Raw genomic sequence first — 15,131 nt, 5'->3', positions numbered from 1 at the left:
AAGTGTATTAGTTTGAGCGCGCTCGAAGTCAAGCGCGTTTCTCTTTGTTTTCATGCCGTTTTTCCCTCGCGGCGGTAAGTGATCGCAGCAATGCTGTAGGCGCAGAGGATATTGGCGTGCAGAAATAGCATTTCCGCATATCTGTTATCCGGGAAATAAATTGGCACTGTAGGACGCGCGACGGTAAAGTCTGCCTTGTCTCCTCCAGTTTCCTTTAAAAGAATTGGATTTACCCACGAAGCTTCGGCCTCGTGGGTTTTTTTTTGCCTCTCCGGCAATCCATCCCCAGGCGGATACCCCTAGGATCAAACCCCTAGGTTCAAACCCCTAGGTTCAAACCCATATTTCGTTGAAATTTTTAATGTCCCATTTCCCCGGGTCTTCATGCGAAATGATCTTGTCTTTTGCATAAGACTTGGACAGGTCAATCGTTTCTTCAGTAATCCGCGCCATCGATTTAGTCGAAAAAAACACTTTTACAATCGGGGTCAGCAACGAGGACTCATGCGAGTCGGTCACCACGGCGAGACGCCCCGACTCCAGCAAAACAAGCGAGCCGATAGGGAATATGCCCACGGTCTTGATAAAGTTCTGAAACACCTTCTGGTCGAAATGCCCTTTCCACTCAGACATTTTGCGCAGCGAAATGCCCGGCCCCCACCCCAGCTTGTAGGGACGATTCGAGGTAATGGCGTCATACACATCGCACACAGCACCCATCCGGGCAAACAGGGAAATCTGCTCGTCGAGCAAATGGTGCGGATAGCCGGTTCCATCCATACGTTCATGATGATGCAGGCAGACATCCAGTGTTACTGCATCGACGCCCTCCATCTTTTGCAATATGGCATGGCCTACAACCGGATGCTGTTTGATTTTCTGGAATTCGTTTTGGTTGAGGCTGCCGGCAAATTGCAGCAAATCCTGCGGCACGCCCATCTTGCCTATGTCATGCAATAGGCCCGCCATCCCTGCCTGGCGCGTTTCCTCATCGTTTAAGCCCATTTGCTGCGCCAGCGCGATCATGAGCGCACAGACGGCAACCGAGTGCATATAGGTGTAATCGTCGGTTGTCTTGAGGCGCGCCAGTCCGATCAGGGCGCCGGAATTGCGTGAAATCGAAGCGGTGATTTCTTCGACCAGCGGTCGCATTCCGACCGCATCGACGGCTTTGCCCATGCGTGCCTCATTAAACATCGAGGTAACGGCAATCCGTGAGGAGTCGATAATTTTTCCGGCATTGGCGCGCTCATCTGCCGCGCTCAGTTTTTTCTGGGGTTTGGCGGGCGACTTGGCCGCAGCCGGTTCGGTGACATCTGTTTTCTGAGGGGGGCTTTGCTCCTCGTCGTCGGCAACATCCAGACCCTTGTCGAGATCGATCAGAATCTCGCTGATTTTGCTCTTGCGCAAGATCTCGATATCGGCGGCGTCCTCAAGCAGAAACGCGCTTCGCCAAAACGGATTATTGATCCATGATCCGCGAATTTCGTGGAGATACATCCCGACGCGCACCTGATCGACCGTTATCGCTTTTATCATCCACAACTCCATCGCTAAATCTGGTTGCTGGCAGCCAGGGGGCATACCGGACGCCCCCTGAGTACGGACAATTCCGGCTATGAGTCCGAGCGATCCGATTTGCTTCGCGTGGAAACGATGCTGGCTACCACCGATATCAGCAGAATGCCGGCGACGATGCCCAGGGACCATAGCGTCGAGACATGGTACCAGTAAGCAGCCAACATCTTGCCGCCAACAAACACTAAAACCAAGGCCAGGCCGTATTTGAGGAAATGGAAACGGTCGGCAATGTCGGCCAGCAAGAAATACAGCGCGCGTAAGCCCATAATGGCGAACATATTGGACGTAAACACGATGAAGGGATCGGTGGTGATCGCGAAAATGGCGGGGATGCTGTCAACGGCGAAGATCAGATCGGTGATCTCAATAAGAACTAGCACCAGCAACAGCGGGGTCGCATGACGAATACCGTTCTGTACTGTGAAAAACCGCTCGCCGTCGTAATCCTTGCTGACTTTTAAATGCCGCCGCAGCCAGCCCAGGACCGGGTTGTTGCCCAGGTCGGCGTCTTGCTCGCTGACCACCAGCATCTTGATACCGGTAAACACCAGAAAAGCACCGAAAAGGTACATGATCCAGCTAAAGTGCGAAATCAGCCAGGCACCCAGCAAAATCATGCCGGCACGCAATACGATCGCGCCCAACACGCCGAACAGCAAGATGCGACGCTGCAATTGCGGCGGGACGCCGAAGTAACCGAAAATCATCAGGAAAACAAAAATATTATCGACTGACAAGGATTTCTCAATCACATAGCCCGACAAGAATTCCAGTGATTTTTCATTCGCCACTGCCCGGCCGAGGCTGCCATCCAGATACCACCATTGCAACAGACAGAACAGCAGCGCCAGCGTCACCCACACCAAGCACCAGCCCACCGCTTCGCGCGTCGACACCTTGTGCGCATGGCCGCCGCCGAGCACCCAGACGTCCAGCGCCAGCATGCCCAGCAAAAAAACAATGAATCCTATCCACATTGGTAGCGTGGCAAAACTTTCGATACCGCCCATGGCGTGCTCCTGCATGACGAACGACAAATGAAATGGTAAGAATCTGCTGATTCAGCGGCTGCGCAGGGTTGATCTCAGGAAGGTAGTCCCTCCTGAGTTGCCACCTTAGTGACCGCCTTAGTTGCCGCCTTAGTTGCGTACGGCAACGCGCATCCTGATCGGTCGCTGCGACTCTTCAGAGATTCATTAGCGTTTTGCGGACAAGGCCCGAACAGCCTGTCTTGCCAACGGCAAGACAGGAAATCTGGCCAATCTGCAATTACTTGACGGCGGCTGCCTTGGTGTCGGCAGCCGCTGTATTAGGGCCTAAAGAGATCAGAACTCGTTTTGCAAGCGCTTGTAGCCCTTGACCAGTTCGATATTGGTGCGCGCCACGCTTTCGGAGAACTCCGATGCCTGCACGCTGACGCGAGGAATTTGGTCCAGATCGGTACCGGGCCCGATACGGATAGTCGACGGCACGTAAAAATCGGGCGGCAACTTGCAACCATCCACCACTGAATTGTAGCGAACCACGCAACCATCACCGATGGTGCAATTGAACAGCACGCTGTTGAAACCGATGAAAACCCGGTCGCCAACAGTGCAAGGGCCATGCACGATGGAGCGATGTGCAATCGACGTATGTTCGCCAATGTTGACTGCGCCGCCGGCTTTGGAGTGGATGACCACGCCGTCCTGGATGTTGGAATTGGCACCGATAATGATCGGGTCCATATTGCCTTCCTCATCCACTTCATCGGCGCGGATCACCGCATAAGGGCCGACGAAAACGTTTTCACGAATAATAACTTTGCCGCAGATGATGGCCGTCTGATCGACATAGGCGCTTTCATGGATTTCGGGCAAGTGACCGCTGGGGTTTTTTCTGATCATGTAGTGGGCAAGTAGTCCATCGGATTAAGCTCCGCCGCAGGCGCAATGTCGCTGAAATATGGCACCCAAATGGCACACAAATGGCACACAAATGGGACACAAGGGGCACGCGCGGCTTTGCAACCCCTAAGTGTAGCAAAATTACGGCCCTCGCCGCTGCCCACGTGACCGTTTTCGGGAGGATGATGGCCCGAAACAGGGCCTCCACAGGTTGATTTTGCTAAACGATGTTAAGTTAAAGCACTTACGGGGGTGACACGCCCCCCGCTTTTCTGCAAGAAGGATGCCTAATGATTCCGTTTTCCGTACTCGATCTTTCCCCTATTCCTCAAGGCGGCAACGCTGCGCAGGCCTTCCACAACACCAAGGAACTGGCGCAACATGCCGAACGCTTGGGCTACCAACGCTACTGGCTGGCCGAGCATCACAATATGGTCGGCATTGCCAGCGCCGCCACCTCACTCGTCATTTCGCATGTCGCGGCGAATACCTCGACCATTCGCGTCGGCGCGGGCGGCATCATGCTGCCCAACCACGCTCCGCTCGTCATCGCCGAACAATTCGGCACGCTGGAATCGCTGTATCCGGGACGAATTGACCTCGGTCTGGGACGCGCGCCCGGTTCCGACCAGCACACTACCCGCGCCCTGCGCCGCCATTTGCAGGACAGCGCAGACACTTTCCCGCAAGATGTGCAGGAATTGCAAGCCTACTTTGCGCCGGCGCAGCCGTATCAGGCTGTGCGCGCGGTGCCGGGTGCCGGACTGGGCGTGCCTCTGTGGCTGCTCGGCTCCAGTCTGTACAGCGCGCAACTGGCGGCGGAACTGGGTTTGCCCTTCGCTTTCGCCTCGCACTTCGCGCCCGGCATGATGCATCAGGCAATTGAGATCTACCGCTCGCGCTTCAAACCGTCGGCCGCGCTGGCAAAATCGCATGTGATGCTGGGTGTGAGCGTCTTCGCCGCAGGGACCGACCAGGAAGCCCGGCGCTTGTTCACCTCATTACAGCAGCAATTTCTCGGCATGATACGAGGGGAGCGCGGCTTGTTGCAGCCGCCGGTAGACAATATCGATGCGCTCTGGAATGAGGGTGAACGGCGACACATCGAGCAAACGCTGGCCTGTTCGGTGGTCGGCGACCTGGAAACCGTGCAGGAAGGACTGGAGGCCTTCGTCGCAGAAACCGGTGCCGATGAGTTAATGATTACGGCGCAGATTTTCGATCATCAGGCGCGCCTGCATTCCTTCGGGCTGGTGGCGGAGGCACATCAACTTATGACGGCGGTTGCTCTTTAAGAGAATGGTGCGGTAGCTTGGCTGGGGCGCAGCCTGGCTTATTTCAATCCCAGCCGCTTGCTCATGCGGCTGAGGTTGGCGCGATCAATCCCCAATTCGCGCGCCGCCGCCGCCAGATTATTGCGGTTCCGGGTCAGGCTGTCGCCAACCAGCTGCCGCTCATAGGCAGTAACCGCCTCCCGCAAGCCCTCGCCGGGCGTCAAGGTCACGGCAGATTCCTGCGCTCTGAATCCGTTCGCGCCTGAATCGGGTGTCGGGAGGATGTCATGCAATCCGAAATCCTCGGCAGTCAATGTCAGAATGCGTGGCCGCGGCGCCTGACTGGCGAGGGCTTTCAATGCCGTACGTCCGATCAAGTGTTCCAGTTCGCGGATATTGCCGGGCCATGAGTAGGCCAACAAGGCCGCTTGCGCATTGCTACTCAGACGCAAACCGAGCAAACCAAGGCGCGAACGGTTCTCTTCCAGGAAAAAGCCGCTAATCAGGAGTACGTCATGTCCCCTGCTGCGCAGCGGTGGCACCCACAAGGGATAGGCATTGAGCCGATGATAAAAATCGGCGCGATAACGCCCCTGCCGAACCAAATCTTCGAGATGCTGGTTAGTCGCTGCAATCACCCGCACGTCCACCGTATGTTCCTGATCCGACCCCACCCGCTGCAACTGTCCGCTCTGCAGCACGCGCAATAACTTGGCCTGCACCGACAAAGACAACTCGCCGACCTCATCGAGAAATAAAGTGCCGCCGTGTGCCAGTTCAAATTTGCCGCGCCGCTCGCTCACTGCGCCTGAAAATGCACCTCGCACATGGCCGAACAGCTCGCTTTCCACCAGCATTTCCGGCAGCGCCGCGCAATTGACGCTGATGAGCGGCTTGTGCGCCCGAGGCGACCAGGCGTGAATCGCGCCGGCCACCAGCTCCTTGCCGACGCCGGTTTCGCCGGTAATCAGTACGGTCATGTCGCTGCTGGCGATTGATTTGATTTCGTCCAGCAGACGCAGATGCCCCACGCTTTGGCCTATCAGTTGCCGTCTGTTTTGATTGGCCGCCAGACGATAGGCTTCGGCGCGCTGACGTTCCTGTTCGCCGGTTTGCGCCAGGATATCGATTCGTTCGGCAGCATTGACCGTCGCTGCCGCCAGACTGGCAAAGGCGTGCAAGGAGACCATGTCGGTGGTGCTGAAGCGATCGGCCGCCACGGCATCGAGAGTCAACACCCCCCATTGACGGCCATTGATGGAAATCTGACACCCCATGCAGTCATGCACCTTGAGTTTGCCGGTGTGCTCCTGCACCAGACCGTCGTAGGGATCGGGAAGTGGTGAGTGAGTCGGGAAACGGGTCGGCGTCTCGCTCGCTAACAGCGCGGCAAAGCGCGGATGTTCGCTCACTTTGAAGCGACGCCCCAAGGTATCGAGGCTCAGACCGTCCACCGCGAGCGGTACCAGCGTATCTCCGTCAAGTCGCAGCAGCGCCGCAGCATCACAGGGAAACAAGGCGCGCATGGCATCGAGCAAACGGCGATAGCGCTCGTGATCGTCCAGCTCCCGCGACAAATCAGCCACTAAAGGGATCAATGCAAGAAGCAAGTTTTTTGGAGTCATAAGAACATGATTGTAGTCGAAATAACTCAGGTCGAATTGACTTTGTTAATTCATAAGCCATTGATTATAAAGAAATCGTGTGCTGGCATGTTTTATGAATAAGAAGGTATAGGGGAAAGCCATTAAAACGCGCCCCTTTCGCTTCAAAACCCACTATACAGGCGCTCTCATTATGCTAACCGACACCCAACGCAGCATCGTTAAATCTACAGTGCCTTTGCTGGAAAGCGGCGGCGAAGCCTTGACTACGCATTTTTATCGCATGTTGATGAAGGATTACCCGGAAGTGCTGCCGCTCTTTAACAAGGCACACCAGGCCACCGGTGAACAACCGCGCGCACTGGCCAACGGCATTCTGATGTACGCCCGCCATATCGATCAGCTGGAACAACTCGGGGGGCTGGTTTCCACCATCATCAACAAACACGTGGCATTGCAAATTTTGCCGGAACATTACCCGATGGTGGGGGATTGCCTGTTGCGTTCAATCCGGGAAGTGCTGGGTGCCGAAATCGCCACCGAGCAAGTGCTCGGCGCGTGGGGCGAGGCGTATCAGCAATTGGCAGACATCCTGATCGGCGCGGAAAAGAAAATCTATGATGACAAAGCCACCGCTCCCGGTGGATGGCGCGGCGGCAGAAAGTTTACCGTCGTCCGCAAACAGCGGGAAAGCGATGAAATCACCTCTTTTTATCTGCAACCTGCGGATGGACAGGGATTGGCCGATTTTGAACCGGGGCAATTCATCGGTATGCGGGTCGTGATCAACGGCGAGGAAATGCGCCGCACCTATTCCCTCTCCATGGCGATGAATGGCAAGCAGTACCGCATCAGCGTCAAGCGTGAGCCGGACGGGAAGGTATCGAACTATCTGCACGACGCCATCCATGAACAGGGGACGCTGGAGATGTTCCCTCCCGCCGGCGACTTTACGCTGACGGCGGGAACCAAACCGCTGGTACTGGTCAGTGGCGGGGTCGGGATTACTCCCATGATGGCGATGCTGGAAGCCGCATTGCCGACCAAGCGCCCGTTGTATTTCATTCATTCAGCACGGCATGGCGGCGTACATGCTTTCCGCGACCACCTCAAGGAGCTGGCAAAAAGGCATCCGCAGTTGCAGCTGTTCTTTTGCTACGGCGAGGTCAAGGGAGGCTATGCCAAACCCGATGCCGTCGGTCATCTCAACAAGGAGTTACTCATTAGCTGCTTGCCGCAAGACCGCGACGTCGACGCCTATTTTGTCGGACCGAAACCGTTCATGAAAGCCATCAAGCGCTACCTTGGCGAGATCGGCGTACCGGCCCAGCAAAGCCATTTTGAGTTTTTCGGCCCGGCTTCTGCGCTGGATTAATGACTTACGAATGCGTGTGGCCAGCGGCGCATTTCCGGGAAAGACGCTCAAACGATGCTGAAACCCCGGAAATTGTGCCGCATCCGTCAACAAATCTAAGCCGGCAAAGGAATAAATTCCTCCGCATCGCCCGGTACCGGCGCGAATATCAGCGGATCTTGCCGCTCCCACGCCATTTTTGCTGCCTCGATCTTTTCTTTCGAGCTGGCGACAAAATTCCACCACAGATAACGCGGCCCATCCAGCGCGTCGCCGCCGAGCAGCATGAAGCGGCTATCTCCGCGGGCGTGAAGGATAACGGCCTGGCCCGGTTTCAGAATTGCCAGGGTCCCCGGCGTAATGGACTCGCCGTCAATGGCAACTTCACCCTCAAGGACATACACCGCTTGTTCGGGATAATCGGCAGCCAGCGGCAGGCTGGTATCGTCACTCAGTTCTCCGTACACGTATAGCGTTCTGCTGTACGACTGGACGGGCGATATCGCCCCCGCTATTTGTCCTGCCAGGACATGCAGCAGCACCCCGGGCAACTCCACCCGTGGCAAAGCCGCCGCCGGATAATGCAAGAAAGCAGGCTCGCTCTCCTCCGCTTCCTGCGGCAACGCCACCCACATCTGCAAACCCTGCACCGCGCTACCCTGCCGACGGATATCTTCAGGCACCCGCTCCGAATGGACGATGCCGCGTCCCGCGCTCATCCAGTTGATATCGCCCGGAGCGATGCGCTGCACGCTACCGAGACTGTCGCGATGCATCATCGCGCCGCTAAACAGGTAGGTGACGGTTGCCAGACCGATATGTGGATGCGGCCGGACGTCGCCGGCACGGGTATCCGCCAAAAAATGCGCCGGCCCCATGTGATCGAAGAAAACGAAGGGGCCGACCGAACGCGCCTCCGCTGCCGGTAGCAAGCGCCGCACCGGGAAGCCGATATCGCGCTGCTGCGGGTGAATCAGATGCAGGATGCTGTTCATACGACCTCCGGTCCAAAACGGCCAGCGTGGAAATCTTCCATCGCCTGTTCGACCTGCTCGCGACTATTCATCACAAACGGCCCCCACTGCACAATCGGCTCCAGCAAAGGCCGCCCGGCAATCAGTAAAAAGTGCGTCTCCGTTGCCAGTGCCTGCACCGCCACTCCTGCGCCCGGCTCGGCATTACTCAGAATCGCCATGTTGCGCGCGCCGACAGCAAGACGCTCCGCCCCGATGGCCAGTTCGCCCTGAATCACAAATAAAAAGGCATTGTGGGAGTCTGGAATATCAAATACTTGCGCCGTCCCGGCCGCCATTCGCACATCCAGGTACAAGGGTTCCGTTGTGGCTTTTTGCACTGCGCCCGCAACACCGAATGCGCTACCCGCCAGAACACGGACGGCGACACCAGCAAGCGGCGTCACCTCAGGAATCTCTGCCGCCGGCAGATCGCGATAAGCCGGCGTAATCATTTTGTCCGCCGCCGCCAGATTGACCCACAACTGAAAGCCGCTCATCAGCCCGTCTTCCTGTTCCGGTAATTCCGAATGGACGATGCCACGACCAGCGGTCATCCATTGCATCCCGCCCGGCTCCAGCAGCCCCTCATTACCGGCATTGTCGCGATGGCGCATCCGCCCGGCCAGCATGTAGGTGACGGTTTCAAAACCGCGATGCGGGTGATTGGGGAAACCGGCCAGATAGTCGTCCGGCGTATCGGAATGGAAGGCGTCGAGCATCAGGAAGGGATCGAGACGGCGTTGCAGGTTGGGCGTCAGAATCCGCATCATGCGCACACCTGCCCCATCCTGAACCGGAACGCCGGTAATCAATTGTTCGACTTGCCTGCTATGGCTGTGGGGCATAACTCTCTCCTTCGCTGGACAACATGAAGTACCACCTTAACAGGCTTTGAAATAACAACGCCGGGACAAGCCCGGCGCGGTCTGTATCTTGATCAGGATTGCTTATTTATTTTCTGGCTTGACTGCCCACACCATCAGCAAACCGCCGATGATGGACAGGTTTTTCAGGAAGTTGGTCATCTGTGCTTGTGCGGCAGCCGGATCGGCTTGCCAGAAGCGGTGTGCGGCCAAAGTAGCGCCGACCGTGAACAAGGCCACGACCAGTGCCGCCGGACGTGCAAATTTACCGGTAATCAAGGCCAGAGCGCCGCCGACTTCCACCACGATTGTCACGATAGTGACCAGTTCCGGCATAGGGAAACCCAGAAAGCCCATATAACCGACGGTACCGGCGAATCCCGTGATCTTGCCGATACCGGCGACTAAAAACAGAAGGCCCAACAAGGCGCGGCCGATACGAAAGACGGGGGAAGTAATGGTCATGATGAAATTCCTATGAAAATTGAAGCGGTGGTTTGAACGAATTGATGTACGTCGGCTTGTTACTGCGTGTTACTGCTCGTTACTGCGAGTTGCCCTGAGGCGCCCCGCTCATCTCACCGTACCGCGGAGCTAAAGCAGCATTTTGGTCAGTGAGGCGAGAATACCTTGTCGCAACATTCAATAAAACAGTTAATGTTAAGATTATTAGTATCCATTTATTAGATATTGTTTGTCTTTGACAAGGCTTGCTCCGCATGAACATAGAACGTCTTTCGCTGGATCAGTTAAGGGTATTCGCGCAGGTGGTCGATTCCGGTAGTTTCCTGGCGGCGGCACGCGTGGTGGGCCGCGCCCAGTCTGCCGTCAGTTACGCCATTGCCACGCTGGAACAGCAACTCGGCGTTGCTCTGTTCGATCGCAGCGGCTACCGGCCACAGCTCACACCGGCAGGTATCGCCCTGCTGCGCGACGCGCGACAGGTACTGGATCAGGCCGATGCCCTGCAAGCGCGCGCCGCCGCCTACAGCCTCGGGCAGGAATTGGAGGTTACGCTGGCGCTGGACGTTTTTTTCCCTACCAATGTGCTGGTCGATTTATTGCGTCGCTTCAGTCACGATTTTCCGGCGGTCACCTTGCGGCTGGAAATTGAAGCGCTGGGCGCGGTCGCGGAACGGGTGATGGATGGTCGCGCCATGCTAGGCGTACTGGGCTCGCTGCCCATTATCCCGGCCAGTCTGTTGCGCATCGTGCTGCCGGATGTGCTGCTGGTGGCGGTCGCTGCGCCGGGCCATGCGCTGGCGGCCGTGCCCGGCCGCATTTCCGAGCGATTGTTGTCGCAACAAACACAGCTCGTCCTGAGCGACCGTAGCGAATTGACCGCCAATCTGGAGTTCTCGGTACACTCACGGCTGTCCTGGCGCATGAGCGACCTGGGTACCAAGCATGCGCTGCTGCGCGCCGGTATCGGTTGGGGCTATATGCCGCGCCATGTGGTGGCGGACGATCTGGCGCAAGGACGCTTGTGTGAACTGACTACCTTTGCCCACTCGCCACAGGGGCTTTCCTTGCCGATGCAATGCGTTTATCGCCCGGATCGCCCGGCCGGACCTGCGCTGGCCTGGTGGCTGGATGCCCTTGCCGCGCTGAAGACCTTGCAAGAGACCGCATAAAAATATCCGGTGTGTCCCCTTTTCTCCTGCAAACAAGCAGGTCGATAAAGGACATGCAAAGGACATGCAAAGGAAATGTAAAGGACGATGAACCTTTATAAAAAATTACAATCACTCAGGGGCCGTTTATATACGCAGGACTTACGCAAAAAGCCGCTGGCCAGGGCGTGTTGCCGCAGACAGTACAAAATGCACGGCAAGGCAATGCAACAACGCCAGCGCCTTTTTGCGTAAGTCCGAATAAGGAAAGGAATGCCGCCATGCCAGCCATATTGCCGATGCATATCGAGGGTTTGTTCGACCCGACTACCAGCACAATCAGCTACATCGTCATGGACGTGGCGACGCGCGATTGCGCGCTGATCGACACCGTGCTGGATTACGATCCCGCTTCCGGCCGCACCAGCACCGCCAGCGCCGACCGCTTGATTGCCCGCGTACAGGCGCTGGAAGGCCATGTGCAATGGATACTCGAAACGCATGTGCATGCTGATCATTTATCCGCAGCACCTTACCTTCAGCAGAAACTGGGTGGCCGGCTCGGTATTGGCAGCCAGATTACGATGGTGCAAAACGTATTCGGTCAACTGTTCAACGTGAGCGAAGATTTCGCCACTGACGGCAGTCAGTTCGATGAACTGTTTTCGGATGGCGCGCAATTTTCCATCGGCAATATCCGTATAAAAACCTTGCATACGCCGGGTCATACACCGGCCTGTATGACCTATGTTTTTGACGACGGCGCCGGCCCCGCTGCATTTGTCGGCGATACCCTGTTCATGCCCGATTACGGCACCGCCCGTTGCGATTTCCCTGGCGGCAATGCGCAGGAGTTATTTCAATCGATCAATAAAGTCCTCAGCCTGCCCGGCGAGACCCGATTATTCATGTGCCATGACTACCAGCCGGGAGGGCGTGAAGTGCAGTTCGTCAGCACTGTCGCGCAAGAACGCGAACACAATATCCATGTGAAAAACGGCATCACCGAAGAGGCCTTCGTTGCCATGCGTAACGAGCGGGACGGCACATTGGAGATGCCCGCATTAATTCTTCCTTCTGTGCAAGTTAACATGCGCGCCGGGCATTTTCCTGCCCCTGAAAAAAACGGTGTGCACTATTTAAAAATACCTATTAATGCTGTTTGATTGATATCGCGCACTACCCTGCTCTGTGTCATTGTTTTACAAACACAGGGGGAACTGCCAGATGCTCATTCGACCATTGACCAACACCTATTCAGTTTCCGCCCAACTATTTCCAAGCGACATCGCGTCTATTCATGCGGCTGGCTACCGCTCCCTGGTCTGTTGTCGGCCGGATGGGGAAACAGCGGAGCAACCGCTGTTTAGTACCCTCGAACAAGAAGCCCGGGCACTGGGAATGGAAGCACTTTATTTCCCGGTGACGGCAGATCAGATTACCGACATGCTGCTCATGCAATTCGACGATCTGGTCGGCAAATTGCCCAAGCCTGTCCTGGCGTTTTGCCGCACAGGCGCACGCGCCAATATTCTGTGGGACCTGGTCAAGGCCTTGAAAAAAACAGCCGCCGACAGTCCCTTGCCGGCATCTGGTTCTACACCAGATGCCCCCTCCGTATCGCATGGCATTGTCCCCACCGAAGCGGCCCCGTCTGCGGTGAAAGAAACTCTGCACGATGTGGTGATCGTCGGTGCCGGTACGGCGGGAATCATGACGGCAATCGGTCTTTTGAAACGCAAGCAGGGGCTCAGTATCGTCCTCATCGAGCCCTCTGAAGGGCGTTGCCAACCGGGCTGGACGCTGGTCGGCAACGGTGAATTTTTGTCGGAAAGCACCACGCACACGACGGCGAATAAAATTCCCACTGGGGTTCGATGGATAGAGAAGTGCATCATTGCATTCGAACCGGAGCGCAATGCGGTAATCCTCGAAGACGGCGACGCCCTCCACTACCGGCAACTGGTGATCTGCCCCCGTCTGAAGCCCGATTGGGATGCGATAGAAGGACTGTCCGATACGCTGGGGAGAAATGGCGTTACCTCAAGCTATACGTTTGAGCTGGCACCGCAAACCTGGGAACTGGTGCAAAAAATGCGGGGCGGGCATGCCCTTTTCACTCAGCCGCCCCTACCGGTAAGAACCGCAGGGGCAGCGCAAAAAGAGATGTATTTGTCGGCCGATTATTGGCAAAAAACTGGGGACCTGTCAAAAACGGATATTGATTTTTGTAACGCCGGAGCAGTTTTTTTTGGCGGAGCGGCCTATGTGCCGGCGCTCATGGAGTATGTCGAAGCCGACGGTATTCGTCTTCAATTCAACCATCAACTGATTGCGGTCGATGGCGGGTCGAAGGTCGCTACTTTTTCTCGTAAAAACGAAGAGCAATCGAAAGAAATCATTCAAAAAAAATTCGATATGCTCCACGTCGTTCCGCCGCAGGCTCCTCCAGATTTTATTCACGCCAGCCCGCTGTCCGATGCCTCGGGCTGGGTGAGCGTCGATCCGACTTCCCTGCGTCATAGCCGCTTCAGCAATATTTACGCGCTCGGCGATGTCATCCATGCACCCCATGCGAAAACGGCAGCCGCCGCCCGGTTGCAGGCGCCGGTGGTTGTGCATAATGTATTGGCCGGACTGGGCATGGCCGAAGGGGAAAGTCATTACAGCGGGGATGGGGCGAGTCCGCTGACAGTGGAGAGCGGCAAGATGGCTCTCGCAGAATTTCTCTATGGCGGAAAAGTCATGCCGAATTTTCCTGACTGGCTCATCAACGGCCCCCATCCTGCGCGACTGGCATGGCTGTTAAAGGAGCGCATTTTGCCGGCCTTGTACTGGCAAGGGATGCTGAGGGGCCGGGAACTGCGGTTTCAATCGGATAGTGCCAACGAAAAATCAAACAACTTTCGTCAGACTAAACCGCATCGTCCAGGCTAAGACGGCTCTCAAAGTACCGCTCCAGTCCGCTTAAAGGATCGGTGAAAGAAATTGCCTTCGCCAAAAGTTTGAGCGGTTTTGTAAAGTCATCCTGATGACCCACCGGCACCGGATGCGGATAAAACTGATCATTCAGGATAGGCATGCCGAGTCCCGCCAGATGCACGCGTAGCTGATGCCGCTTGCCGGTGACTGGATTGAGACGATACAAACTCAGTTCGCCGCGCTTCTCAATACAATCAATGCGGGTTTCAGAATTAGGCGTGCCAGGCACTTCCTGCATGCGGAAAAACGGCTCCCCTTCTATCATCCGACTGCAATGCGTAATCGGGAAAACGGTATCGCGCAACGACGCTGCAATCGCCTCGTAGGTTTTTTGCATGGTCTTTTTTTGGAACATCGATTGATACAGACCCCGGGTAGACGGATCCGTCGAAAAAAGGACGAGACCGGCAGTTTCGCGATCGATGCGGTGCAGCGGCGATAGATGCTCCAGTCCCGTGCTTTTTTTCAGCCGCACCAGCAAAGTTTGCTGCAAAAAACGACCGGACGGGATGACGGGCAGAAAATGGGGTTTGTCGGCCACCAGCAGATGTTCATCCTGAAACAGGATGCGCTCGGTGACCGGGATGGATTCTTCGTCGTCCAGCGTGCGGTAGTAATACACGCAGTCGCCGCGACGGTAGGGACTATGCGCGTGAAAGGGATTGCCATGCTGATCGACGACTTCGCCGGCGCGCATGCGCGCCGCCCATTCAGCGGCAGAGACTCCCGGGAAATGCGACACCAGGAAAGTCGCCATATCCGGCCAGTCACCTTCAGGCAACCATAAATACGAAGGTGAAACGCCATCACGCAAGGGCAACGGCGGGGTGCAGCGATTGTTCAATTCAATTCAACTCAGGAGAAATACGGCGCAGGGCGATCGTTTCCGGCCACACGAGGATAAGACGATGGAGCAATACCTTGGGGTAAGACCATGTCGCCCGACACCGTTGACGCG

Annotated in this window: 13 protein-coding genes; 5 read left to right on the top strand and 8 right to left on the bottom strand. The window is 56.3% G+C overall.

The window, feature by feature from the left end:
- Positions 1-333: 333 nt before the first annotated feature.
- The 3 genes from RGU70_RS11350 to RGU70_RS11340 form a co-directional block, all read right to left on the bottom strand.
- Positions 334-1,539 carry an HD-GYP domain-containing protein gene (locus RGU70_RS11350; RefSeq protein WP_322209507.1) on the bottom strand — a complete coding sequence of 402 codons (1,206 nt, stop codon included), beginning with the start codon at positions 1,537-1,539 and terminating at the stop codon, positions 334-336.
- Between the two features lie 77 nt (positions 1,540-1,616).
- Complete coding sequence (locus tag RGU70_RS11345) at positions 1,617-2,591, bottom strand: TerC family protein (RefSeq protein WP_322209506.1); 975 nt, start codon at positions 2,589-2,591, stop codon at positions 1,617-1,619.
- A 315-nt stretch (positions 2,592-2,906) separates the two neighbouring features.
- The gene (locus tag RGU70_RS11340) at positions 2,907-3,467 is read right to left on the bottom strand and encodes a carbonate dehydratase (protein ID WP_322209505.1); all 561 of its coding nucleotides are present in this window, start codon (positions 3,465-3,467) and stop codon (positions 2,907-2,909) included.
- Positions 3,468-3,757: 290 nt separating this feature from the next.
- Here RGU70_RS11340 and RGU70_RS11335 point away from each other — a divergent pair, with 290 nt between their 5' ends.
- On the top strand, positions 3,758-4,762 hold the full coding sequence (locus RGU70_RS11335) for an LLM class flavin-dependent oxidoreductase (protein ID WP_322209504.1): 1,005 nt from the start codon (positions 3,758-3,760) through the stop codon (positions 4,760-4,762).
- 38 nt (positions 4,763-4,800) lie between these two features.
- Here the strand turns inward: RGU70_RS11335 and norR are convergent, their stop codons facing one another.
- Complete coding sequence (gene norR, locus RGU70_RS11330; RefSeq protein WP_322209503.1) at positions 4,801-6,366, bottom strand: nitric oxide reductase transcriptional regulator NorR; 1,566 nt, start codon at positions 6,364-6,366, stop codon at positions 4,801-4,803.
- 172 nt (positions 6,367-6,538) lie between these two features.
- On the opposite strand from norR, the gene hmpA reads away from it, so the two are divergent.
- Positions 6,539-7,720, top strand: a complete 1,182-nt coding sequence (hmpA, locus tag RGU70_RS11325; RefSeq protein ID WP_322209502.1) for an NO-inducible flavohemoprotein — start codon at positions 6,539-6,541, stop codon at positions 7,718-7,720.
- Positions 7,721-7,815: 95 nt separating this feature from the next.
- Here the strand turns inward: hmpA and RGU70_RS11320 are convergent, their stop codons facing one another.
- The 3 genes from RGU70_RS11320 to RGU70_RS11310 all read right to left on the bottom strand — a co-directional run bounded on the left by RGU70_RS11320 (position 7,816) and on the right by RGU70_RS11310 (position 10,043).
- Positions 7,816-8,694, bottom strand: coding sequence for a pirin family protein (locus tag RGU70_RS11320; protein WP_322209501.1), 879 nt, complete (start codon positions 8,692-8,694; stop codon positions 7,816-7,818).
- Complete coding sequence (locus RGU70_RS11315) at positions 8,691-9,560, bottom strand: pirin family protein (RefSeq protein ID WP_322209500.1); 870 nt, start codon at positions 9,558-9,560, stop codon at positions 8,691-8,693. Before RGU70_RS11315 ends, RGU70_RS11320 begins: the two co-directional genes overlap by 4 nt.
- Before the next feature lie 102 nt (positions 9,561-9,662).
- On the bottom strand, positions 9,663-10,043 hold the full coding sequence (locus RGU70_RS11310; protein WP_322209499.1) for a DoxX family protein: 381 nt from the start codon (positions 10,041-10,043) through the stop codon (positions 9,663-9,665).
- Between the two features lie 254 nt (positions 10,044-10,297).
- Between RGU70_RS11310 and RGU70_RS11305 the strand changes: the two genes are divergently transcribed.
- From RGU70_RS11305 to RGU70_RS11295, 3 genes are all read left to right on the top strand, one after another.
- Positions 10,298-11,212, top strand: coding sequence for a LysR family transcriptional regulator (locus RGU70_RS11305; RefSeq protein WP_322209498.1), 915 nt, complete (start codon positions 10,298-10,300; stop codon positions 11,210-11,212).
- Positions 11,213-11,472: 260 nt separating this feature from the next.
- A complete protein-coding gene (locus RGU70_RS11300; RefSeq protein ID WP_322209497.1) occupies positions 11,473-12,357 on the top strand; it encodes an MBL fold metallo-hydrolase in 885 nt (294 codons plus the stop codon).
- A gap of 61 nt (positions 12,358-12,418) precedes the next feature.
- Positions 12,419-14,128 (top strand): TIGR01244 family sulfur transferase, encoded by a 1,710-nt coding sequence (locus RGU70_RS11295; RefSeq protein ID WP_322209496.1) that lies wholly within the window; start codon positions 12,419-12,421, stop codon positions 14,126-14,128.
- On the opposite strand, the gene RGU70_RS11290 is transcribed toward RGU70_RS11295, so the two are convergent.
- Positions 14,106-15,017: a pseudouridine synthase gene (locus tag RGU70_RS11290; RefSeq protein WP_322209495.1), complete on the bottom strand. Its 912-nt coding sequence runs from the start codon at positions 15,015-15,017 to the stop codon at positions 14,106-14,108. The two genes, RGU70_RS11295 and RGU70_RS11290, sit on opposite strands and share 23 nt — an antisense overlap.
- Positions 15,018-15,131: the final 114 nt, after the last annotated feature.

Source organism: Herbaspirillum sp. RTI4 (genome assembly GCF_034313965.1).
GTDB lineage: Bacteria > Pseudomonadota > Gammaproteobacteria > Burkholderiales > Burkholderiaceae_D > Herbaspirillum.
Note: the sequence above shows the minus strand (reverse complement) of the source record. Positions and strands in the feature narration are given on the sequence as shown.